The sequence below is a fragment of the Basilea psittacipulmonis DSM 24701 genome, from assembly GCF_000743945.1.
GTDB classification, from domain to species: domain Bacteria; phylum Pseudomonadota; class Gammaproteobacteria; order Burkholderiales; family Burkholderiaceae_B; genus Basilea; species Basilea psittacipulmonis.
Genome location: NZ_CP009238.1, coordinates 1,411,208 through 1,433,377, shown reverse-complemented (window position 1 = coordinate 1,433,377; position 22,170 = coordinate 1,411,208). Strand labels below are relative to the sequence as shown.

Here is a 22,170-nt window from a genome sequence, read left to right as displayed (position 1 = left end):
CGATGGTGCTGAATAGTAGGATGGGGCCAACAAAATGCTGATGAAAGAGGTTCTTTAAAGAAACTTGTTTTCAGACCGTTGATTGAATCAAAGGGTTGAAAACTTTAGGAAATGTAGATAGGTCAGTGGATGAAAATGGATGAATGAGGACGACTGTTAAATGGCTTAAACAGTGAGTCCTCATTAATAGATGTTACTTAATATGGTTACATTGTCTGAGTTGGGCACCGTATTGTTTAGCACGCTGATCAACGCGTTTGGCAATATTCAACAGCCATTGTTTTTGGCGATAGGTGCCTCTTGCATAACCTCCCATTCCCTCATGATAGGCAAGATACTGTTTGTAAGCATCCCATTTTGAGACTTTATTTCGAGCGTAGTTTCGATTGACATACCAAGCAATAAAATCAATCGCGTGTGTAAATTCTTCACGATCGCGAGATTTATTCATGGCGTTTTCATACTCGCGCCAAGAATCGTCTTGAGCTTGGGAATAGCCATATGCAGAAGATCCGCGTCCAACTGGAATAACCCACAAAAAATATTTCATAGGTGGTTTGGCATTGTGTCGGTAACTCGATTCTTGATACATGATCGACATGCTAACGTGCATAGGGGTTCCCCAACGATCCTGTGAAAGTTTGGCGGCTTGATACCAAGAGGGGAATTCTTTAAAAATATCGCAGAGATTTTCAGGATTTTTAGGTGGGCCTTTGGGTGTGCCTGCACATCCCACCAGTACGCTAGTGAGTAAACTGATGGCACTAATATATTTAAATCGTCGAGTCATGTTCATCACCTTTTTGTCTCGTTGATTTTAGTATAAGCGAATCATGTGATATTTTCTATCTTTGTCGTGATTTTTTTCTTGATTTATGCCTTATGGTGTCATGATGAGAAAAGGGTAAATAAGGTAGAATATAAAACGTTTGCGAATGCTAGGGGTCAAAGAGATGAAGTCGTCAACATCTTTTCAATATTATGTGTTTTTGTTTTTATTAGCAGCGGTCAGTCTTGCTTTTTTCATGCTTATTAAGCCTTATTTTAGTGCGATTTTATGGGCAGTGATTTTGGCGTTAATTTTTAGACCAGCTTATATTTACATAGAAAGACGAATTAAAAAACCGACGATCAGTGCCTTATTGACAGAGTTATTGATTATATTGATCGCCTTGATTCCCTTGTCTTTATTGATGGCCGCGTTGACAAAAGAAGTCGTTTCTTTTTATCAAAATATTTTATCTGGACAAATTAATATTGGTGCTTATTTAAGCGCGATTTTTCAGGCCTTACCTGATAGTGTGCAGCATTGGTTACATGATAATGGATGGGAAGATGTCTCGCATATCCAAGATAAGTTACGCCAATTAGCCACGAAAACGAGCGGGTATATGGCCAGCCAAGCGGTTTCCATCGGTAGCGATACCTTTAGTGTCGTCGTGTCTTTAGGAATTATGTTGTATTTGCTTTTTTTCTTTTTACGCGATGGACGCAAGATATTCCAAAACATTGCTACAGCCGTTCCTTTGGGCAATGAAGAAAAATTAAGATTATTTAAAAAGTTCACAGCCGTATCAAAAGCAACCGTGAAAGGTAATTTTCTGATCGCTTTGATTCAAGGGATATTGGGTGGTGCGATATTTTGGATGTTGGGGATTAATAACCCTTTGTTGTGGACAGTCGTTATGGCGTTTTTATCCTTGTTACCTGCTATTGGAAGTGCGATTGTTTGGTTGCCAACTTCGGTGTATTTATTAGCGGTGGGTGACTATATAAGTGGCGTGGTCTTACTGCTATGGGGAGTAGTGGTGATGGGATTGGCCGATAATTTTTTACGTCCTATTTTGGTGGGCAAAAGCACAAGGTTGCCTGATTATTTAGTGTTGATTTCAACATTGGGGGGACTGGCTTTATTTGGGATTGATGGTTTGGTGCTTGGTCCATTGATTGCCGCCTTGTTTTTAGTTTTGTGGGAGCTACTTTCCAGCTATTCGGAATCACCATGAATCGTTTATAATGGTGCTAAATTTTTTTAGGGATTGAACATGTCTGATATTTATAAAAGTTACGGCGTATCGGCCGCTAAAGAAGAAGTGCATGCTGCGATTAAGGTAATGAAACCCTCTGCGGCGGGCAATGCGTTTTGTCAGGCGGTTGATATGGGGGATGAATACTTTCATCTACTACATGCAGATGGAGCGGGTACTAAAGCGATTATTGCTTATTTGGATTATAAAGAAACAGGTAATCCCAAAGTATTTGAGGGGATTGCAGTGGATTCTATCGTCATGAACACCGATGATATGTTGTGTGTTGGATTGGTCGATCAGTTTGTCGTGAGTAATACCATCGGTCGTAACGCAAAGCGTATCCCACAAGAAGTACTAACGGCCATCATGAGAGGCTATCAGCAGTTTTGCGATGAGATGAGCCAGTATGGCGTGAATATTCAGCTATGTGGTGGCGAAACAGCAGATGTAGGAGATTTAGTCAACACGGTGATCGTTGACTCGACGGCCTACAGTAAAATAAAAAAATCAGATTTTATTGAAGCAGGACGAATTGATCCTAAGAAAGAAACGGTGATTGTGGCATTGGCTTCGGATGGACAAGCCAGCTATGAATCAGCTTATAACTCGGGTTTGGGTTCTAATGGGTTTACCGTTGCTCGTCATGAAATTCTTTCTAAATATTATGCCGACAAATATCCAGAAAGTTTTTCTGATTCTTTGGATAAGGCGACGGTATATAACGGTCAATACAAGCTTGATCAGTTTATGCCACAAGTAGGACGCACGATTTCAGAATTATTATTATCGCCAACACGCACGTTTTTACCTGTTATGAAAAAAGTGTTTGATGAGTTGCGTCCAGAAATCCGTGCCATCATTCATAATACAGGCGGTGGTTTGAGCAAATCCGTCAATTTTGGTCGTGGCGTGCGTTATGTAAAAGATAATATATTTGAATTGCCGTTTATCTTTGATCTTATCCGTCAAGGAAAGGATATTTCAGACAGAGAATTATGGACAATCTTTAATTGTGGCCAAAGATTAGAGTTATATGTGGCATCTCAACATGCCCAAACGATTATTGATATAGCTACCTCATTTAATATCAAAGCACAGGTGATTGGGTTCATCGAGCCTTGCGAAGAGGGACATAATGAGGTTTTGGTTAAACACAAAGGTAAATCTGAAATTTATACCAAATATTTCTAAGTTTCTTTAATAAAACCAAAAAGTTTCTTTAGTTTTTCTAAAGAAACTTTTTTAATTCATGCAGTCTAATAAGAAAGAAGTTCATTTTATTGATTAAAAACTTTTGGAGTTGATATGTTTAATTCTTTCCGACCTGTTTTTTTATCTGTCCTACGAATTTTAGTCGCATGGGCATTTTTATTACATGGTACCTCTAAATTCTTTGGATGGCCTACTTCGATGGGTGGCACACCTGAATTTTTAAGTATTTTCTGGTTTGCAGGTGTATTGGAGATTGTAGGGGGTGCATTCCTAATTTTAGGCTTGTTCTCTCGCCCTTGGGCATTTTTATTATCAGGTCAAATGGCGTATGCTTATTTCTTTGTGCATGCATCAGCAAAAAATTGGCTACTGCCTGTGGCCAATGGCGGTGAAGCAGCGATGTTGTTTTGCTTGATTTTCTTCTATATTTTCCTTGCTGGTTCAGGTCCTATTTCCTTGGATCATGTTTTGAAAATCCGCATCAAATAATTCTGATGTTTTTATAAACACAAAAGACGGTAGAATGAGCTACCGTCTTTTTTTATATGCGTGGGTAAGGTTCGTCTTTAGGTAATAGTTATTTCGCGTGATCTTGATCTTTAATATATTTGGCTAAAAACACAGATTGAATAATCGCAAAGATGATTAATAATACGGTGCTACCAAATGCTTTAAATGATACCCACTGTTCTTCTGTAAAGTGACCTGAAAAAGCAACGTATATATTTAAGACACTCATAAAGACAAGAAAACCTGCCCACATGTATAAGAGTTTGTTCCATACTTGATCGGGCAAGCTAATTTCTGCTTTTAAAAGATAAGTGATTAAATTTTTATTCCAAAACCATTTTGATGCCAATAAGATGATGGCAAATAAACCATAGAGAATACTAGGTTTGAGCTTGATAAATGTATCGTCATGTAAGGCAATCGTTAGTCCACCGAACACCACAATAACAAAGAGATTGATATAGTTGATGGCTTTGATCTCACGTTTTTTGATGATCAAATAAAGGATTTGAGCAACACTGGCAACGATTGCAACCCCAGTGGCAACATAAATATCATAAAATTTGTAGGCGATAAAAAATAATAATAAAGGGATGAAATCGAAAATTATTTTTTGCATAAGTAGAAACGTAAGAGTTGGATTTAAAGTGTTATCATACTAGAGTTTTATAGGAGAGTGTTTATGGTCGCATTAAAAAAAATATTTTCTGTGATGGGGACAGTCGCATGTTTAGGGCTTTCTCAGACGGTGTTGGCGAATGAAGCGAATACGGTAAATATCGGCGTGAGTCTTGCCCAAACAGGTCCAGCCGCCTCTTTAGGGATTCCAGAAGCCAATACTTTTCAAGTAGTGGATACAAAAATCGGCCCAGTGAACGTGAATTACGTCGTTTTAGATGATGGAAGTGATCCCACTAAAGCGGTTCGCAATATGCGTAAGTTAATCAGTGAGAATAATGTGAGTGCGATGATTGGTAGCACGACCACACCAGCCACCTTAGCGATGATTGATGTTGCTGCTGAGAAAAAAATTCCTCTCGTTTCGGTTGCAGGAAATAGTATGGTGGTTGAACCTTTGGATGAGGCCAGATACTGGGTGTTTAAGACGAGTCCAAATGATTTAGAAATGGCAAAAGCGGTGATTGAAACGGCCCAAAAATTAGGGATCAAAAAACTTGGATTTATCGGCTTTGCAGATGCTTATGGTGAGGGTTGGTTAGCTGAAATTCATAAAGTATTGCCTAACTCTGGGATTGAATTAGTGGATGTGCAGAAGTTTGCACGAAACGATACGAGTGTCACTGGACAAGTATTGAAACTATTGATGAAAAAACCTGATGCGATTTTAGTGGCCACCGCAGGAACGCCAGGTGCTTTGCCCACGCGTGAAATTCGTCAAAGAGGGTTCAAAGGTACGATTTTCCACACACACGGATCAGCAAACACAGAATTTTTAAAGGTATGTGGCAATGCCTGTGAAGGCGTGATTTTGCCAATGGGTCCATTAGGTGTGGTGGATCAGTTGCCTGACGATCATGTATTAAAAGAAAGTTCTTTAAATTATAAACACCAATATGAAGATAAATTTGGTGCAGGTACAGCGAGTTTCTTCGGGGCTCATACATGGGATGCGGCGTTATTGTTGAATAATGCGATTCCTAAAGCACTGGAAACGGGTGCCAAACCTGGTACAGATGAGTTTCGTGAAGCACTTAGACAAGCACTTGAGAACACTCAAAACGTCGTAGGCGTGGACGGTGTCTTTAACATTAGTGCAAGCGATCATAATGGTTTAGACAAACGTTCGCGTGTGGTTGTTAAGATTAAAGACGGTCAGTGGTTTTTAGATCCCGACTTAAATTAATCTTTTATAATTTTTGTTTATCTCCCAATAGTGTGCAAGAATGGATTGGTCAATCGCAAAAATTTTATTACAAGATGGTCTGACGACGGGCGTTATTTACGCATTAATGGCACTAGCATTGGTGCTTGTGTTTACCGTTACTCGAGTCGTTTTTATCGCCCAAGGAGAATTCCTAAGTTTTGGTGCATTGACCTTTGCTTCGATGATGCAGGCCCAAGTGCCCGTGATTCGATATATTCCTTTATTTCTGGGGGTCATTTTATTTTTAAAAGGCTTGCCTATTTATTTTAAAGGTAAGCCTTTAAAACTAATGTTATGGCCTTTGTTGGGGAATATCGTCTATCCATTATGTTTAATTTTTTGCACGCCTTGGATATTAGCCATGGATCCCTCTATTTGGATCAAAGCATTATTAACGATTTTAATTGTCGTTCCTATGGGGCCGATGATTTATCGTTTGGTTTATGAACCCGTCGCGGATCAATCCCTATTAACACTGTTAATCGTGAGTATTGCGGTTCACTTTGCTTTTGTAGGTACAGGGTTGATTATGTTTGGTCCAGAGGGAACCTTGGTTTCTACACCTTTTTTCTCAGGTGAAGTAGAGGTGTTTGGTTTAACTTGGACGTATCAATCATTATTCGTGATCGGCATGACCGTGTTGATCATCCTTTCTTTGTCTTTATTTTTCCGCAAAACATTATATGGTAAGGCATTGCGAGCCACTGCGGTAAATAGAACGGGGGCAAGATTGGTAGGCATTAGTACCTCGATGTCTGGACGATTAAGTTTCTTTTTGGCCTCTTTAATCGGTGTGATATCGGGCATTATGTTAGTGTCTTTTGTGACGATTGATTATCAGACTGGTTTTATGATTGGTCTGAAAGGCTTTGTGGGGGCCATTATTGGTGGATTAGCAAGCTATGTTGTGGCTGCCACGAGTGCGATTTTAGTAGGAATAGTAGAGGCTTTTAGTACATTCTGGGCCAGTGATTATAAAGAAGTCATTGTCTTTGGAGTGATTATTCCTGTGTTATTGATTTTATCGATAACAAACAAAAAACATAGCGAGGATGAATAAATGAAACGAATTTTAACGATAACATTTGTTCTTCTGATTTTAGTATTGCCTTTGTTTCCGCAGATTCCAGAGTTTTGGATTAATTTATTAAACAGCATCGGTATCTCAAGTTTAGTCGTCATCGGTTTAGTGATTTTGACGGGGGTAGCAGGGTTGACCTCTTTTGGACAGGCGACGTTTGTAGGTTTGGGGGCGTATGCAAGTGCTTATTTAACGACTGCCTATGGGCTTTCACCTTGGATAGGCTTGTTGGCCGCCGTGATCATTAGTTTTTTAATCGCTTGGTTATTGGGACAAATCACGTTAAGATTATCAGGTCATTATTTGGCATTAGGCACGATCGCGGTGTGTCTGGTGTTTTATTACTTGTACGGCAATATGTCTTTTTTAGGCGGACATGATGGATTAAGTGGACTGCCTCCGATTGAGTTCTTTGGAATATCCTTGTTATCCGCTCGTTACAACTATGTATTGATTTGCTTATTTGTATTGTTGGCTATCTGGGTAAGCAGAAATTTACTGAATTCTCGCAATGGTAGGGCCATTCGTTCTTTGCCTAATAAATCGGGAATGGCATCATCGTTCGGGGTGAACTTATTTCATTATAAATTAGTCGCGTTTGTGTTCTCTGCGGTGTTGGCAGGGATTGCAGGCTGGTTGTATGCACATGAACAAAGAGCGGTGAGTCCTAGTAGCTTTAGTTTGCATTATGGTATTGAATATTTGTTCATGGCGGTGATTGGCGGTGCTGGTTATATTTGGGGAGCGGTGTTAGGCACTGTCTTAGTGACAGTATTACGTGACCAAATCCAAGATATTATGCCAAGATTGTTTCATATCAACGGCAACACAGAGGTGATTGTTTTTGGTGTTTTGGTGATTTTGATTTTGCACTATGCTAGAGAGGGTATCTGGCCGATGTTCTGTCGTTTCTTTAAAAAAGACGAGCATCATTTTGGTGGGATGCTTTCCAAAAAAGTGTCACCTTTGCCAAAGAAAGAAAAACCTACGCATGGCGAATGTATTTTAGAGGTCGATAAGGCAAGAAAAGCGTTTGGTGGTTTAGTGGCGGTCAATGATGTCAGTTTTAATTTAAAAGCTGGACAAATTGTAGGTTTAATTGGTCCAAATGGTGCGGGAAAAAGTACCACGTTTAATTTATTGACAGGTGTTTTGCCATTAAGCAGTGGTCGCGTTTCTTTTATGGGACAAGATATTACGCATCTGGATGCAAGACAAATCGCTGAATTAGGCATGGCTAGGACATTTCAACATGTTCAGCTGATGTCCGATATGACTGTTTTAGAAAATGTCGCTTTGGGGGCCCATCTTCGTGCGAATAGTTCGATCTTGCAAGCATTGTTTCATCTTGAACGTAAAAGTGAAGCTCAACTTTTGCAAGAAGCCAAAATGCAGTGTGAACGTGTTGGGCTAGGTGATTGTTTAGATGCTTTGGCGGGAAGCTTGCCATTAGGTAAACAACGGATTGTTGAGATTGCACGAGCATTGGCTTTGGATCCTAAATTACTGTTGTTGGATGAGCCTGCAGCAGGGTTGCGATTTAAAGAAAAAGAAGCTTTGGCACAAGTATTAGTGAACCTCAGACGTGAGGGGTTAAGTATTCTGTTGGTCGAACATGATATGGATTTTGTGATGCAGCTGACCGATCATATCGTGGTGGTTGAATTTGGTACTGTTATTGCTCAAGGTACTCCTAAAGAGATTCAGACCAATCCTGTGGTATTAGAAGCGTATTTGGGGTGATGATGAATATTTTAGAAACGAAATCCTTAAATGTGTTTTACGGTCAGGTACAGGCTTTGCAGGATGTCTCTATCCATATGAAAGAGGCAGAAGTGGTGACGGTTATCGGTGCCAATGGAGCTGGAAAATCAACCTTATTAAACGCAATCATGGGTTCTTTGCCATCAAAAGCAAAGTTCACAGGAGAGGTGTATTATTGCCAAGAAATTATGCGTTTGATGCCTATCCAAGAACGTGTATCGGCGGGCTTTTGCTTGGTTCCTGAAAAAAGAGAATTATTTACTTCTATGACGGTAGAAGATAATTTGATGTTGGGTTCATTTCGCTTGGCTGATACATCGTTGAGAAAGTCTTTGTTGGAAGAGGTTTATCAGATTTTTCCACGTTTGCAAGAGAGAAGAAAACAAGAAGCAGGTACCTTGTCAGGTGGAGAAAGACAGATGTTGGCATTGGGGAGAGCCTTAATGTCAAAGCCTAAATTATTGATGTTGGACGAACCTAGTTTGGGCTTGGCTCCTTTGATTATTAAAGAAATTTTTCAAATCATCGAACGACTTAGAGATAATGGTGTTTCCATCTTATTAGTTGAACAAAATGCCAGAGCGGCTTTGCAAGTGGCTGATAGAGCCTATGTACTGGAAATGGGCGAAGTTGTCTTAGAGGGTAAAGCACAAGAGTTAGCGAATGATAAACGTATTGTTGAAAGCTATTTGGGACTAGGCAATCGTACTAAACCATATCATTTAGTGTGATTGAATCAGTGGTTCTTGATAGTGTGAGCGGTACTGTTTGAGGGGTAATCAGCCTGCATAGTAGTGAATGTGTGTGGTGTTCTTGTTCTAGGGTGCAAGCGTCACGAAGTGGTGAATGTGATTAGCCTAATGATGAGTTCATCTGCACTGTTTGATGAGTGACAACCCCTGCATAGTAGTGAATGTGTGTGGTGTTCTTGTTCTTGGGTGCGAGTGTCGCGAAGTGGTGAGTGTGATTAGCCTAATGATGAGTTCATCTGCACTGTTTGATGACTGACAACCCTGCATAGTAGTGAATGTGTGTGGTGTTCTTGTTCTTGGATGCAAGCGTCACGAAGTGGTGAACTGATTAGCCTAATGATGAGTTCATCTGCACTGTTTGATGAGTGACAACCCTGCATAGTAGTGAATGTGTGTGGTGTTCTTGTTCTTGGGTGCGAGTGTCGCGAAGTGGTGAGTGTGATTAGTTTAATGACGACTGGATGAAAACGATAAAGTTGGGTATATCATGATGTGTATGCAGTGATGGATTTGATTGATAACACTTGAAAATATAGTACTTTTTCATATACAATAATGAGCATTAAGAAGTATTGAGCGAACCCCATTTTGTTGGGGTTCACTTTTTTTAGTTTGGAGAAATAATGAATGCGATTCCATTGACATTAAAAGGGTCCAAGCGTTTGGAAGAAGAATTAAAGAATCTTAAAACAGTAGAACGTCCAGCTGTGATTGAAGCGATTGCAGAAGCACGTTCACATGGTGATTTGTCTGAAAATGCTGAGTACGACGCAGCACGTGAACGTCAAGGTTTTATTGAAGGTAGAATTAAAGAGTTAGAAAGTATTTTGTCTAATTCTAATGTGATCGATCCGAGTACGCTTGATGTAGAAGAAGGTAGAGTTGTTTTTGGTGCAACCGTGACGATTGAAGATTTAGACACTGGCGATGAATTAACCTATCAGTTAGTCGGTGATGCAGAATCTGATATTCGCCAGAATTTAATCAGTGTGACAAGCCCTGTTGGCCGTGCATTGGTGGGCAAGATGGAGGGTGATGTGGTGAATGTAACCGTTCCATCAGGTGAAAAAGAATACGAAATCATTGAAGTGCAATATATCTAAAAAAAAGGTATTGACACTATTGGTAATGAGTCAATGGTTTTGACAAAAGAGGGGAAGTTTTTCCCCTTTTTTCGTATGATATGTGAGTATTCATTAATATTCATATGCTCCAGAGAATCACTAGTTTACGGTGTTTCAGATGATGGGTGAATGATACAAATATTTTTTCATATGATATGTGAGTATTTATTAATGTTCATATGATCATGAGAACCGTCAGTTTACGGTGTTTCAGATGATGAGTGGGTGATACGAATATTTTTCATATGATATGTGAGTATTCATTAATATTTATATGCTCCCGAGAACCGTTAGTTTACGGTGTTTCGGATGATGAATGAGTGATACGAATATTTTTTCATATGATATGTGAGTATTTATTAATGTTCATATGTCCCTGATAACCGCTAGTTTACGGTGTTTCAGATGATGGGTGAATGATACAAATATTTTTTCACATGATATGCCAGTATTCATTAATATTCATATGATCTGAGAACCGTTAGTTTACGGTGTTTCGGATGATGAATGGGTGGGATGGTTAAAACAAAACTTCACTTCTGTGAATGCTACGTGAAGCATGGTGACGATCAATTTGATAACGATAGGTAGGCGGTGAGGGAGTATTCAATATCAAAGAATAACGAATACTCCTGATAGAAGATTATTTGCGTTTTTGAATGCGTGCAACGAAACCTAAAGGATTTTGTTTAGAAGCCCCTTTTTTGTTAACACTGATTCGTCCTGTGACAACACGCGGTTTCTTGGGTTTTTGGATGATATCATCATTCCCTTTGATCTGACGACGACGTTTGACATCGCTGACTTTTTTGCCAACCGCCGCAAGTTTCTTAGGCGTGTATTGTTCAGACTTTTTCGATTTCGATGGCGATGTCTGTTTTTCAGGTTTAGGACGATATAAAATAAGAATCTTTCCTAATAGTGCAACTTTTGCAGCCGATAAAGATTCGCAGATTTCATTTAAAATCTCGATGCGAGCTTCTCGTTCATCGCCTGCAACACGTACTTTGATGAGTCCATGGGCAGTAAGATTGGTATCTACTTCTTTCAGGACAGAGGGGGTTAAACCTGCATCGCCAATTAGGACGACGGGTTTTAATGAGTGGGCAGTGGCTTTAAGTTCACTGCGTTTTTTAGAGTCAATTTCAAGTATAGGCATAGTAATAAAATGGCCAAAAATAAATTTTCAAAGGCATGGGTTCATCAACATATTAATGATCCCTACGTCAAAATGGCACAGCAAAAAGGCTATCGTGCTAGAGCAGCATTTAAATTAATTGAAATTATAGAGTCTGAAAGATTAATACGCAAGGGGGATATTGTGGTTGATCTGGGTGCCTCGCCTGGAAGCTGGTCACAGGTCGTTAGAGAGCGTTTGGTCAATAAAGATGGTACGATTAATGGTCGAATTATTTCTTTGGATTTATTGCCTATGGAGCCGATTGCAGGCGTGGAATTTATTCAAGGAGATTTCCGAGAGGATGCCGTATTACATGAATTAGAGGCTAGAGTCGGTCAACAGGCTGTTAATGTCGTGATTTCAGATATGGCACCTAATTTGTCAGGTGTGGCCAGTGCGGATTCTGCTAGAATTCAGCATATCTGTGAATTGGCTTTGGATTTTGCTAAACATCATTTGACACCTGAGGGGGCTTTAATTGTGAAAGCATTTCATGGTAGTGGTTTTTCGCAAATTGTTGAAGAATTTAAAAAAGTTTTTCGCAAAGTGGTAGAACGTAAGCCAAAGGCATCACGAGATAAATCGGCTGAAACCTTTATTATTGGTAAGGGCTTGAAAAACTAATCATTGCCCTCATTTAATGTAAAATTGGTGATTTATTGTTGTTTTTATGGAGCGTTAAGCTTTGAAAAAATCGAATTTTTCTAAAGTGATTATTTGGGTAGCGATTGCCCTCATGTTGTTTAGTGTATTTAAGCGGTTTGACTCTAATGAACTGTCTTCTGACGTGCCTAGCTATACTCAAATGATGAATGATGCAAAGGCAGGAAAGATTAAAAGTGTCATTATCCAAGGAGACGAGATTACGGTTCAGCCTGTATCAGGAAGTGAGTACCAGATTACTTCTCCAGGTGATATGAATATGGTTGAAGAATTGATGGCACTAAATGTTGAGGTCAAAGCGAAACCGATTGAAAAACCGTCTTTATTTACAACGGTTTTAATGTCTTGGATGCCGATGATTATTTTCATTGCTATTTGTATTTTCTTTATGAGACAAATGCAAGGCGGTGGCTCCAAAGGCGGGGCTTTCGGTTTTGGTAAGTCACGTGCCAAGATGTTAGATCCTAAAAACAACAAATTGACGTTTGCTGATGTGGCAGGTTGTGACGAAGCGAAAGAAGAAGTAGGCGAGATCGTTGAGTTTTTGAGAGATCCTAGCCGTTTCCAACGTTTAGGTGGTCGTATTCCTCGCGGTGTTTTGATGGTGGGTCAGCCTGGTACTGGTAAAACCTTGTTAGCAAAAGCGATTGCAGGTGAAGCAAAAGTTCCGTTTTTTACCATTTCAGGTTCTGATTTTGTTGAAATGTTTGTCGGGGTGGGTGCATCTCGTGTTCGCGATATGTTTGAGACAGCTAAACGAAATGCACCGTGCATTATTTTTATTGATGAGATCGATGCAGTCGGTCGCCAACGTGGTGCAGGCGTAGGTGGCGGTAATGATGAGCGTGAGCAGACATTAAACCAGATGTTGGTTGAGATGGATGGTTTTGAAACAGGTCAAAGCGTGATTGTGATTGCAGCGACTAACCGTCCCGATGTATTAGATCCAGCTTTGTTAAGACCAGGTCGCTTTGATCGTCAAGTAACGGTCCCACTTCCTGATCTACGTGGTCGTGAGCAGATTTTGAATGTTCATTTGCGTAAAGTGCCTTTGGCTAAAAACGTGGATCCTAAGATTATTGCACGAGGTACCGCAAGTTTCTCTGGTGCGGATTTAGCTAACTTGGTGAATGAAGCGGCTTTGTTTGCAGCTCGTCGCAATGGCCGTGCGGTGGATGCAGTTGATTTTGAAAAAGCACGCGACAAGATTATTATGGGTGCTGAACGTCGTTCGATGGTCATGAGTGAGGAAGAACGCAAAAACACAGCTTATCATGAAGCAGGCCACGCAATTGTAGCGAAGTTGTTACCTAAGACTGATCCTGTTCATAAAGTGACGATTATTCCTCGTGGCCGTGCTTTGGGTGTGACGATGCAATTGCCCGAGGCTGACCGTTATAGCTACGATAAAGTTCGTTTGCTTAGTACGATTGCCGTATTATTTGGTGGTCGTATTGCAGAAGAAGTGTTTATGAACCAAATGACGACAGGGGCTTCAAACGATTTTGAACGTGCGACCAATATTGCCAAAGATATGGTGACTCGTTATGGTATGACCGATGCTTTGGGTACGATGGTGTACGCTGAAAATGAAAACGAGGTGTTCTTGGGTCGCAGTGTGACGAAGACTACGCATGTTTCAGAAGCGACTCAGCAAAGAATTGATGCAGAAATTCGTCGTATTTTGGATGAACAGTATGCAGTGGCTCGTAAGATTATCGAGGATAATAGCGACAAGATGCATATGATGGCAAAAGCCTTGTTGGAGTGGGAAACTATCGATGCTGACCAAATTGACGAGATTTTGGCTGGCAAAGAACCTAGTCCTCCTAAACCACCAGAACAGCCGTTGGATGCAGTGGAAACATTGGAAATAATTCCCGATCCAGAAGTAAAAGATAATTCATAAATCTTTTGTTCCAACACGCCGACCTTAGTACTTGAAGATACAAGGTCGGTATTTTTTTACCTGCTTTTGTTTGCACGTTAATGGGTTGTAAAAAAGATGACGTAGTGAAGCAAGGCGAGTAAAATAGGGATGTAACAATGATGTTAAATAAAAGTTGAATGTATGAAAAAATTAAAATGTGGGCGTTTTGAGCTAGATTTGAGTGTTCCAAAAGTAATGGGGATTGTGAATGTAACGCCTGATTCTTTTTCTGATGGCGGTCAGTATCACGGTGTTGAACATGCTCTACGTTTGATTGAGGAGGGAGCGGATATTCTGGATATTGGCGGGGAGTCCACGCGACCAGGTGCCGATCCTGTTTCTGTTCAAGAAGAATTGGATAGAGTGATGCCTGTGTTGGAAGCGGTTAAAAATGCAGGCGTTCCCGTTTCGATTGATACCTTGAAAACGCCTGTCATGAAAGAGGTGTTGGAAGCAGGGGCGGATATGATCAATGATGTTTTTGCATTACGAGACGAGGGGGCCGTTGCTTTGCTTGCCCAATATCCTGATAAAGGAATTGGTTTAATGCACATGGCAGGACATCCTAAAACTATGCAAGATAAATTACCTGATTATCAGCCGAATGTCACTCTAAGTGTCGCAAAATTTTTAGAAGAACGAGTGAATGCCTTGCTTAAACAGGGTATTGATAAGAATAGAATCTGCATTGATCCAGGGTTTTGTTTTGGAAAAAGTCTAAAAGACAATTATGATTTATTGGCTCATTTGGCGTATTTTCAATATTTGGAATGCCCTATTTTAGTAGGGGTTTCGAGAAAATCGATGATTGGTCAAGTCTTAAACCTCCCCCCTCAAGAAAGAGTGTTTGGTACGATTTCAGCTGGACTTTTTAGTATAATACAGGGTGCAAATATATTAAGAGTGCATGATGTAAAAGCACATGTTCAGGCTTTGAAAATATGGCAAACGATAGAAGAAAGGAAAAATAATGAGCCGTAAATATTTTGGGACAGATGGTATCCGAGGAAAAGTTGGACACTCAGTGATTAATCCTGAGTTTGCATTAAAACTGGGTTATGCGGCAGGTCGCATTTTAGTCGCTTCAGGTAAACGCCCAGCAGTGCTCATTGGTAAAGATACACGAATTTCTGGTTATATGTTAGAGTCTGCCTTAGAGGCGGGTTTATCAAGTGCTGGCGTGGATGTTTATTTGGCTGGACCGATTCCCACTCCCGCCGTTGCATATTTAACGAAAGCACTCAGGTTAGGAATGGGGATTGTGATTAGTGCTTCACACAATCCTTACTATGATAATGGGATTAAGTTCTTTTCATCAGAGGGAACAAAGTTACCAGATGAATTAGAAGAAGCGATTGAGGCTAAGCTAGAAGCGGACTTTGAATGTGTAGAATCGGAGCATTTAGGCAAAGCTTATCGTATTGATGATGCGGCAGGTCGATATATTGAGTTTTGCAAAAGCACTTTCCCAAGCGATTTGGATTTGAGCGATTTAACACTGGTGGTGGATGCTGCTAATGGTGCGGCTTATAACATTGCTCCTCACGTGTTTAGAGAATTAGGTGCCAAAGTTCACGTGATTGCTTGCCAGCCAGATGGATTTAATATTAATCGCGGAGTCGGTGCGTTGCATCCAGAAAATTTAGTCAAATCAGTCAAAGAATATGGTGCCGACTATGGTATTGCTTTAGATGGCGATGCCGATCGTATTCAGTTGGTGGATGCCTCAGGACGTGTATATAATGGCGATGAGCTGTTGTATGCGGTATTGAAACATAGAAGATCAAAATCATCTGTTACGGGCGTGGTCGGTACATTAATGACGAATTACGGTCTTGAAAAAGCGGTTCAGAGTTGGGAAATCCCTTTTATTCGTGCAAAAGTTGGCGATCGCTATGTCATGGAAGAATTGAAAAAACATCATTTTTTATATGGTGGCGAAAGTTCTGGACATTTGCTGTTTTTAGATTGTCATAGTACAGGCGATGGTATTATTGCCGCATTACAGGTTTTTAGAGCCATTGTAGATGAACAAACCAGTTTGTCTGAATGGATTAAAGATTTGCATATGTATCCTCAATGTTTGATCAATGTACCGCTTATTCCTGGTACCGATTGGCAAAATAATTCTGAATTAAATGCGGTAAAAGCCGCTATTGAAAAAGAGTTGCAGGGTAAAGGTAGGGTGTTAATTCGTGCTTCGGGTACAGAACCTATCATACGTTATATGGTGGAAGCCGAAACAAAATCAATGGCAAAAACTGCAGCAGAAAGATTAGCTAGTGTACAATTATAAGAAAAGGATGAAATAAAGCATGAAAGAAATCTTTCGAGTAGATGATGCTGATACACAGTTAATTTTGGGTATTGCTGATACTGAACAGGAAATAGAACAAATCCAAAGACTAAGATATGAAGTTTATACACAGGATATGGGTGTTCATTTTCCTGAGGCTGAGGATGGTGTCGATAAAGACTCTTATGATCCCTATTGCCAGCATTTGATGGTAGTGGATGCCAAGAAAAATAAAATTGTAGGTACCTATCGTGTGATGTTGCCCGAACAAGCAAAGATCCGTGGCTATTACACTGAATCTGAATTTGATATTTCTAAGTTGTTGCCGAACCGCGATATTCTATGTGAATGCGGACGTTCGTGCACGCATCCAGACTATCGTAGTGGTGGGACGATTCGTTTGTTATGGATGGGACTTGCTTATTTCTTGAGAACATATAAATGTCGCTATATCCTAGGTTGTGCCAGTACAAGTCTTAGTGATGGTGGTTTGCAAGCAGCTCAGGTTTGGTACAAAGTCAGGGATGTTGCGAAAGCAGAAAACTTGATGATCCCGCTACATCCTTATCCTATTGATGAATTAGAAAAACTTATCGATCCGAATTCGGATATCAAAATTTCTCCTTTGATTAAAGGTTATTTAAGCATGGGGGGTAGTGTTTGTGGCTATCCTGCTTGGGATAAAGACTTTAATGCCGTTGATTTTCCTATCTTAGTTGATGTGGAACGAATGACGGCTCGTTATCGCCATCATTTTGGTTTATGATGAGTTTGTTTTAATGATAAAAGCGTTGTCTGTTTTTGAATAGATGACGCTTTTTTTATTGAAGTGAGTCGAATGGTGGGGAAGATATTGTTCCCGCTCGCAGTCCTAACTAAATTCCGCGCCGATTGAATTGCTGAACATGATGGGTATTGAAGTCTCAAAATTGACCTTTTCATGGTTAGATATGACGGTGAATTAGGGTGGCAATGGCGTTCATATTCTGTTCTCGATTGTATTTGCTGTCTTGTATTGTGTCTTGGCAGAACGCTTTCCTAAAGTAAAACTATGGCAAGGTGCTGTATATGGTTATGCAGTCGCTTTAGGTTCTCATTACATTGTATTCCCAATCTTGGGCATTTATGCACCTTTCCAATGGTTGGGCTTTGTATCAGAGATCGGTGGTTCTTTTATTTGGATTTGGACAATCGAGATCGTTCGTGCTTACTTGCGTGCAAGATGGGCAGGCTATGAAAGTGCGGAACTCGAACAAAAGGCGTAACATTAATAGCTGTTGTAATAAGTTAAAAAGCCTAGTATCTGTCATGGATATTGGGCTTTTTTTATAAGTATATTTTTTGTAGAAACCTAAATACGTGAAAGCTGAGTGTTTATGTGTCTTTTAAAGATGTTGGGATATGTGATTGATATAAAAACATTCATCAAAGTAGCATCTATTCTTAAACCTAAACACGTGAAAGCTGAGTGTTTATCTGTCTTTTAAGGATGTTGGGATATGTTGTTAATATAAAAACATTCATCAAGGTACCATTTATTTTCAAACCCTAAATACATGGAGCATCAGGTTTTATGCAGTTTTTAAACTTATTTTTCAGTTACTTTTTCAATGCGAATGGTGCGAGCGTGGGGTAATACATCACGTACATCTTCTTGAAAACGTCCCAAAAAAATTAATCCTTTTGCATTAGGTCCACCCCCATAGAATATCGCCAGATTTCCCCAAGGGGCATAATAGGTAATATCATTGGCTTTGCCTTGATAGTGTGAGGGAGCTTGTTCAATACTTAATCGTTTGTCCAAAGAAGCGATTTTTTCATGTGCAAAATCATCCAATGGTAAGGTTAAAGGTAAATGATTATATAAATCGCGACTGGTAGGGTTGTCCGCTAATTTTGCAGGAAAAGATTGTTGGTCTAAAGTAATGATAATATCCATAGCATGAGCCTGTGAGAAAATAATATTTAATAATAAAAAAATATATACGATCATCTGTTAGATTCAATGTTTTTCAATACTTTTGCAGGTACACCGCCTACGATAGTGTTGTCAGGCACGTCTTTATTGACGATTGATCCTGCAGCAACGATGGCATTTTCGCCAATCGTGACACCTGGCAAAATCGTGGCATTAGCACCAATCCATGCATTTTTTTTGATATGAATAGGAGAAAGAATAATTCCTCGTCTTTCTTTCGGATCGATCGGATGGTTAACCGTAATCAGATTGACTCGAGGTCCAATCAATACATTATCCTCAATGGTGATGCCACCTAAGTCAGTAAACATCGCCCCTGTATTGATAAAAATATTTTTGCCCATCCGAATATGGCGACCAAAATCACTGTAAAACGGCAATAAAACGTTTACGCTTTCCTCTATTTTGCTACCAGTAATCTCTTGAAGTTGTAGTCGAATCGCGTCTGGTGAGGGTTGCGTTTGGTTTAAGGCCATTAAGCGTTTTTGGTTTTCAGCTTGAATGTCGTGAATATCGCGAAACCAATCGCTGTCTGGCAAAATGGTTTGGTTTAAAGGATAAGTGTGCATCATGTGTCCAAAAAAATATATTTAACTCAAGTAATTTTCTGATCGTTCAAATATGTGTGAATTCATCATTGGGTCGGATGTAAGTCATCAAGATCCTCTCATGCTTACATCCGTTGGTTTAGCTCGATAGTTGGGTAGCTTAGTTCAAATTCGTTTTGAAGAATGCCTCAAATTTATCAAAAGGAATTTTTTGCAAATTGTCGTATAAATCTGTGTGGACCGCATTAGGCACAATGACCAGTTCTTTTTGATGACTACCCACTTGTTTGAATGCATCTTCGGAGAAATAGCGAGAATGAGCTTTTTCACCCGCCACAATCAAAGTCGGTATATTAATTTCATCGGCATGCTGTAAGATAGGCATGTTCAAAAATGCTAAAGCACTGACCGTTGTCCAAGCTCTGGTTGAATTGATAGAACGTGGGTGATAGCCTCGTTTAGTAGTGTAATATCGAGAATAACCAGCGATAAATTCTGGCGTATCTTCTGTAATTTGATCAGCTTGAATATTAAGATTAGGCCCTAATTGGCTATAAGCGGTTTGGGCAGCTTCCCAACGAGCATTGTTGAGATCTTGTTTCATTTTTTCTTGTTGAGCAGGGGTGTTGCTATCGTTATAACCATAACGCATAACACGTGTCATGTCGTACATGGTGCTGGTAGCCACTGCTTTAATGCGAGTATCAATCGCGGCCGCATTTAACGCGAAACCACCCCATCCGCAAACGCCCAAAATGCCGATTTTGTCACGATCAACTTCATCTAAACTTCCTAAAAAATCAACCGCAGCACTAAAGTCTTCTGTATTGATTTCAGGGGAGGCTTGATCGCGAGGTAAACCGCTACTTTCGCCTGTATAAGAGGGATCAAAAGCTAAGGTTACAAAACCACGTTCAGCTAAAGTCTGTGCATATAGACCAGAGGATTGTTCTTTTACCGCACCAAATGGACCACTAACCGCAATAGCAGGTAGTTTGCCAGCAGGATGGTTTTTAGGGATGTATAGATCCGCGGCTAAAACGATGCCATAACGATTTTTAAACGTGACTTTGCGATGATTAACCTGATCGCTTTTGGGGAATGTTTTGTCCCATTCTTGGGTTAATTGAATGGTTTGAGCAGGAATTTCAATAACCGTTGCAGATGTTTGTGACATGGCGATACCTCCCATCAATGTTGAACTTAATACTAATGCTTGCGTTAAAGTTTTTAGTTTCATAAAAATTCCTTTGTTGATGAATAAGTAAGATTGTATTTAAAACAAAAATAAGGATAAATACTGATTTTGTGATAATATAAATATCAAATTGATATAAATAAACGTTATGCTTGATAAACACTATTTAAGTGCCTTGTACCAATTTATGTGGGTGGCCAAGATGGGTAGCTTCACTGCTGCGGCGGATAAACTCAATACTTCACAGGCAGCAGTTAGTCGCAGTATTAAAGAATTAGAACATCATCTAGAGATGAAATTATTGCAACGTACGACACGCCGTTTATCGTTGACTCATGCGGGTGAGAACCTTTATCAAACCGCTTTAGAAAGTTTTTATCAATTAGAAAAAAGTCTCAATCGCTTGGAAGATTTAAGACAGTCACCCAAAGGCACGGTGCGTATCAGTGCCAGTCGTCACGTGATTGATCGCATTCTACTGCCAAAATTAGCACCTTTGATGAATGATTATCCAGATATTCAATTAGCTTTGATTGAGGATAATCGTTTTGTAGATATTATTGATGAACGTTTTGATGCAGGCGTGAGATTAGGTTCTGCGGTGGGTGATGGAATGGTGGCCGTTCGCATTAGCCCAAAAATAAAGATGGCTGCAGTGGCGACCCCTGAATTTTTCAAACGATACGGTTTTCCTAAAAAGCCAGAGGATTTAAAGAAGTTTCCATGTTTGGCGTATCAGTTTCAAACAGGCAGGATTTATGATTGGGAGTTAGAGGACAAAGGTCGTATCGTTCATCACACCCCTCAAAATAGCTGGGTGTTTAATGATTCAGTCACTTTGATGAATGCGGCTAAACTAGGAATTGGATTAGCTTACGAACCTGAAGATATTGTGAGCAAAGAGTTGGAAAACAGACAGCTTATTCGTGTGTTACAAGAATATAGTAAAAGCTTATCGAGTTTTTATTTGTATTATCCCGATCGCCAGATTTCACCTGCATTACGTGTGGTGGTCGAAAAATTACGCGAGGAAGCGGATGCTTGATATGTTGTGTGAGTGAGGTTGGATTCTTTTTTAACGATATGGACATGTGACGACTTTGAATCGACTAAAATAGGGGCTAAACGTGATTTCTTTTGAGATCATGTGTGAGGAAAAAATTGAATTTCGGTCAGATTGAGGGCTTACCTTTTATTTTGTTTATAAACAATGCTAATATATAGCACAAGCCTAATAATGGAAAATTTTTAATTTGGAGTGACGAATATGTCAGAAAAGAAAGCAAATTCCGCATTTATGCAACCTTTGAAGCCTAGTAAAGAATTAGCGGCAATCGTAGGTGCTAATCCATTGCCACGTACAGAAGTAACTAAAAAATTGTGGGACTATATTAAAGCTAATAAATTACAAGACGCTAAAGATAAACGTCAGATTAATGCAGATGCTAAATTACGTCCTATCTTTGGTAAAGATCAAGTAAGTATGTTTGAAATGACTAAATTAGTGAGCAAACACTTAACTAAGTAATTTACGATAGTTTAATTGTCTAAAAAAGGCTTTATCCCTACTATTTATGGATAAAGTCTTTTTTTTATATCCAACACCCTAATCCCCGCCACGAAACACGCGAAAAGGCTAATCTTGAGGTAATACGCGGCTTTCAATGTTTTTTACCACCACGCCGTGAGCTTCTAGTACCTCTCTGATAGACTTTAATCGATTTTTGATTTTGGCAGCGATGAGTAAGTTTTTTGAGCCGATAAAGACTTCACCTTGATCGATTTTCATAATTTTAATGTCCTGAATATGCGGAAAGTGAAGTTCTCTTTTAATGATATTTTCTAATTCGTAAATTTGTTTAGCCTGTGAGAACACGACATGAGTTTTGTTAGCAAACTGAGGTATTTGTCGCATTCGTTCGAGTATTTGACCAATCGGCACAGGTGCTTTTTGAACCCTACTTTTCCTTGTCGGTTTAATCACTTTTATCATGGCTACAATCTTCATTTGTGATAAAA

The 22,170-nt window shown here is 39.7% G+C and carries 23 protein-coding genes; 16 read left to right on the top strand and 7 right to left on the bottom strand.

Going from position 1 to position 22,170, the window contains the following annotated elements:
* Positions 1–193: 193 nt before the first annotated feature.
* A complete protein-coding gene (locus IX83_RS06030; protein WP_038500299.1) occupies positions 194–790 on the bottom strand; it encodes a transglycosylase SLT domain-containing protein in 597 nt (198 codons plus the stop codon).
* 163 nt (positions 791–953) lie between these two features.
* On the opposite strand from IX83_RS06030, the gene IX83_RS06025 reads away from it, so the two are divergent.
* From IX83_RS06025 to IX83_RS06015, 3 genes are all read left to right on the top strand, one after another.
* A complete protein-coding gene (locus tag IX83_RS06025; RefSeq protein ID WP_038501684.1) occupies positions 954–2,006 on the top strand; it encodes an AI-2E family transporter in 1,053 nt (350 codons plus the stop codon).
* 39 nt (positions 2,007–2,045) lie between these two features.
* Positions 2,046–3,221 carry an AIR synthase related protein gene (locus IX83_RS06020; protein ID WP_038500296.1) on the top strand — a complete coding sequence of 392 codons (1,176 nt, stop codon included), beginning with the start codon at positions 2,046–2,048 and terminating at the stop codon, positions 3,219–3,221.
* A 114-nt stretch (positions 3,222–3,335) separates the two neighbouring features.
* A complete protein-coding gene (locus tag IX83_RS06015) occupies positions 3,336–3,731 on the top strand; it encodes a DoxX family protein (protein WP_038500293.1) in 396 nt (131 codons plus the stop codon).
* A gap of 88 nt (positions 3,732–3,819) precedes the next feature.
* On the opposite strand, the gene IX83_RS06010 is transcribed toward IX83_RS06015, so the two are convergent.
* The gene (locus tag IX83_RS06010; RefSeq protein ID WP_038500290.1) at positions 3,820–4,371 is read right to left on the bottom strand and encodes a septation protein A; all 552 of its coding nucleotides are present in this window, start codon (positions 4,369–4,371) and stop codon (positions 3,820–3,822) included.
* Between the two features lie 63 nt (positions 4,372–4,434).
* Here IX83_RS06010 and IX83_RS06005 point away from each other — a divergent pair, with 63 nt between their 5' ends.
* The 5 genes from IX83_RS06005 (at position 4,435) to greA (ending at position 10,337) form a co-directional block, all read left to right on the top strand.
* On the top strand, positions 4,435–5,616 hold the full coding sequence (locus IX83_RS06005; RefSeq protein ID WP_038500287.1) for an ABC transporter substrate-binding protein: 1,182 nt from the start codon (positions 4,435–4,437) through the stop codon (positions 5,614–5,616).
* A 40-nt stretch (positions 5,617–5,656) separates the two neighbouring features.
* The gene (locus tag IX83_RS06000; RefSeq protein ID WP_038500284.1) at positions 5,657–6,697 is read left to right on the top strand and encodes a branched-chain amino acid ABC transporter permease; all 1,041 of its coding nucleotides are present in this window, start codon (positions 5,657–5,659) and stop codon (positions 6,695–6,697) included.
* Positions 6,698–8,461 carry a branched-chain amino acid ABC transporter ATP-binding protein/permease gene (locus IX83_RS05995; protein WP_038500283.1) on the top strand — a complete coding sequence of 588 codons (1,764 nt, stop codon included), beginning with the start codon at positions 6,698–6,700 and terminating at the stop codon, positions 8,459–8,461.
* On the top strand, positions 8,461–9,213 hold the full coding sequence (locus IX83_RS05990; RefSeq protein WP_038500279.1) for an ABC transporter ATP-binding protein: 753 nt from the start codon (positions 8,461–8,463) through the stop codon (positions 9,211–9,213). Before IX83_RS05995 ends, IX83_RS05990 begins: the two co-directional genes overlap by 1 nt.
* 644 nt (positions 9,214–9,857) lie before the next feature.
* Positions 9,858–10,337: a transcription elongation factor GreA gene (greA, locus tag IX83_RS05985; RefSeq protein ID WP_038500276.1), complete on the top strand. Its 480-nt coding sequence runs from the start codon at positions 9,858–9,860 to the stop codon at positions 10,335–10,337.
* A 664-nt stretch (positions 10,338–11,001) separates the two neighbouring features.
* Here greA and yhbY read toward each other — a convergent pair.
* Entirely contained in the window at positions 11,002–11,517 is a 516-nt protein-coding gene (yhbY, locus tag IX83_RS05980; protein ID WP_051919407.1) for a ribosome assembly RNA-binding protein YhbY, read from the bottom strand.
* A 9-nt stretch (positions 11,518–11,526) separates the two neighbouring features.
* Between yhbY and IX83_RS05975 the strand changes: the two genes are divergently transcribed.
* The 6 genes from IX83_RS05975 (at position 11,527) to IX83_RS08620 (ending at position 17,692) form a co-directional block, all read left to right on the top strand.
* The gene (locus IX83_RS05975) at positions 11,527–12,162 is read left to right on the top strand and encodes an RlmE family RNA methyltransferase (RefSeq protein ID WP_038500273.1); all 636 of its coding nucleotides are present in this window, start codon (positions 11,527–11,529) and stop codon (positions 12,160–12,162) included.
* A 61-nt stretch (positions 12,163–12,223) separates the two neighbouring features.
* Complete coding sequence (gene ftsH, locus IX83_RS05970) at positions 12,224–14,110, top strand: ATP-dependent zinc metalloprotease FtsH (RefSeq protein ID WP_269077388.1); 1,887 nt, start codon at positions 12,224–12,226, stop codon at positions 14,108–14,110.
* A gap of 162 nt (positions 14,111–14,272) precedes the next feature.
* Complete coding sequence (gene folP / locus IX83_RS05965) at positions 14,273–15,112, top strand: dihydropteroate synthase (protein WP_038500270.1); 840 nt, start codon at positions 14,273–14,275, stop codon at positions 15,110–15,112.
* The gene (glmM, locus tag IX83_RS05960; RefSeq protein WP_143244826.1) at positions 15,099–16,427 is read left to right on the top strand and encodes a phosphoglucosamine mutase; all 1,329 of its coding nucleotides are present in this window, start codon (positions 15,099–15,101) and stop codon (positions 16,425–16,427) included. Before folP ends, glmM begins: the two co-directional genes overlap by 14 nt.
* A gap of 19 nt (positions 16,428–16,446) precedes the next feature.
* Entirely contained in the window at positions 16,447–17,193 is a 747-nt protein-coding gene (locus tag IX83_RS05955) for a GNAT family N-acetyltransferase (RefSeq protein WP_038500265.1), read from the top strand.
* A 217-nt stretch (positions 17,194–17,410) separates the two neighbouring features.
* A complete protein-coding gene (locus IX83_RS08620; protein WP_077315923.1) occupies positions 17,411–17,692 on the top strand; it encodes a DUF1440 domain-containing protein in 282 nt (93 codons plus the stop codon).
* Positions 17,693–18,015: 323 nt separating this feature from the next.
* Here IX83_RS08620 and IX83_RS05945 read toward each other — a convergent pair whose 3' ends face one another.
* The 3 genes from IX83_RS05945 to IX83_RS05935 all read right to left on the bottom strand — a co-directional run bounded on the left by IX83_RS05945 (position 18,016) and on the right by IX83_RS05935 (position 20,193).
* The gene (locus IX83_RS05945) at positions 18,016–18,420 is read right to left on the bottom strand and encodes a cyclophilin-like fold protein (protein WP_051919403.1); all 405 of its coding nucleotides are present in this window, start codon (positions 18,418–18,420) and stop codon (positions 18,016–18,018) included.
* A complete protein-coding gene (locus IX83_RS09115; RefSeq protein ID WP_038500262.1) occupies positions 18,417–18,977 on the bottom strand; it encodes a sugar O-acetyltransferase in 561 nt (186 codons plus the stop codon). Before IX83_RS09115 ends, IX83_RS05945 begins: the two co-directional genes overlap by 4 nt.
* Positions 18,978–19,113: 136 nt before the next feature.
* Complete coding sequence (locus IX83_RS05935) at positions 19,114–20,193, bottom strand: alpha/beta hydrolase (RefSeq protein WP_038500259.1); 1,080 nt, start codon at positions 20,191–20,193, stop codon at positions 19,114–19,116.
* A 106-nt stretch (positions 20,194–20,299) separates the two neighbouring features.
* Between IX83_RS05935 and IX83_RS05930 the strand changes: the two genes are divergently transcribed.
* Together IX83_RS05930 and IX83_RS05925 are read left to right on the top strand one after the other, a co-directional pair.
* A complete protein-coding gene (locus tag IX83_RS05930) occupies positions 20,300–21,196 on the top strand; it encodes a LysR family transcriptional regulator (RefSeq protein WP_038500256.1) in 897 nt (298 codons plus the stop codon).
* 222 nt (positions 21,197–21,418) lie between these two features.
* Positions 21,419–21,679 (top strand): SWIB/MDM2 domain-containing protein, encoded by a 261-nt coding sequence (locus IX83_RS05925; RefSeq protein WP_038500253.1) that lies wholly within the window; start codon positions 21,419–21,421, stop codon positions 21,677–21,679.
* A 108-nt stretch (positions 21,680–21,787) separates the two neighbouring features.
* On the opposite strand, the gene IX83_RS05920 is transcribed toward IX83_RS05925, so the two are convergent.
* The gene (locus IX83_RS05920; RefSeq protein WP_038500250.1) at positions 21,788–22,144 is read right to left on the bottom strand and encodes a hypothetical protein; all 357 of its coding nucleotides are present in this window, start codon (positions 22,142–22,144) and stop codon (positions 21,788–21,790) included.
* Between the last annotated feature and the right edge of the window lie 26 nt (positions 22,145–22,170).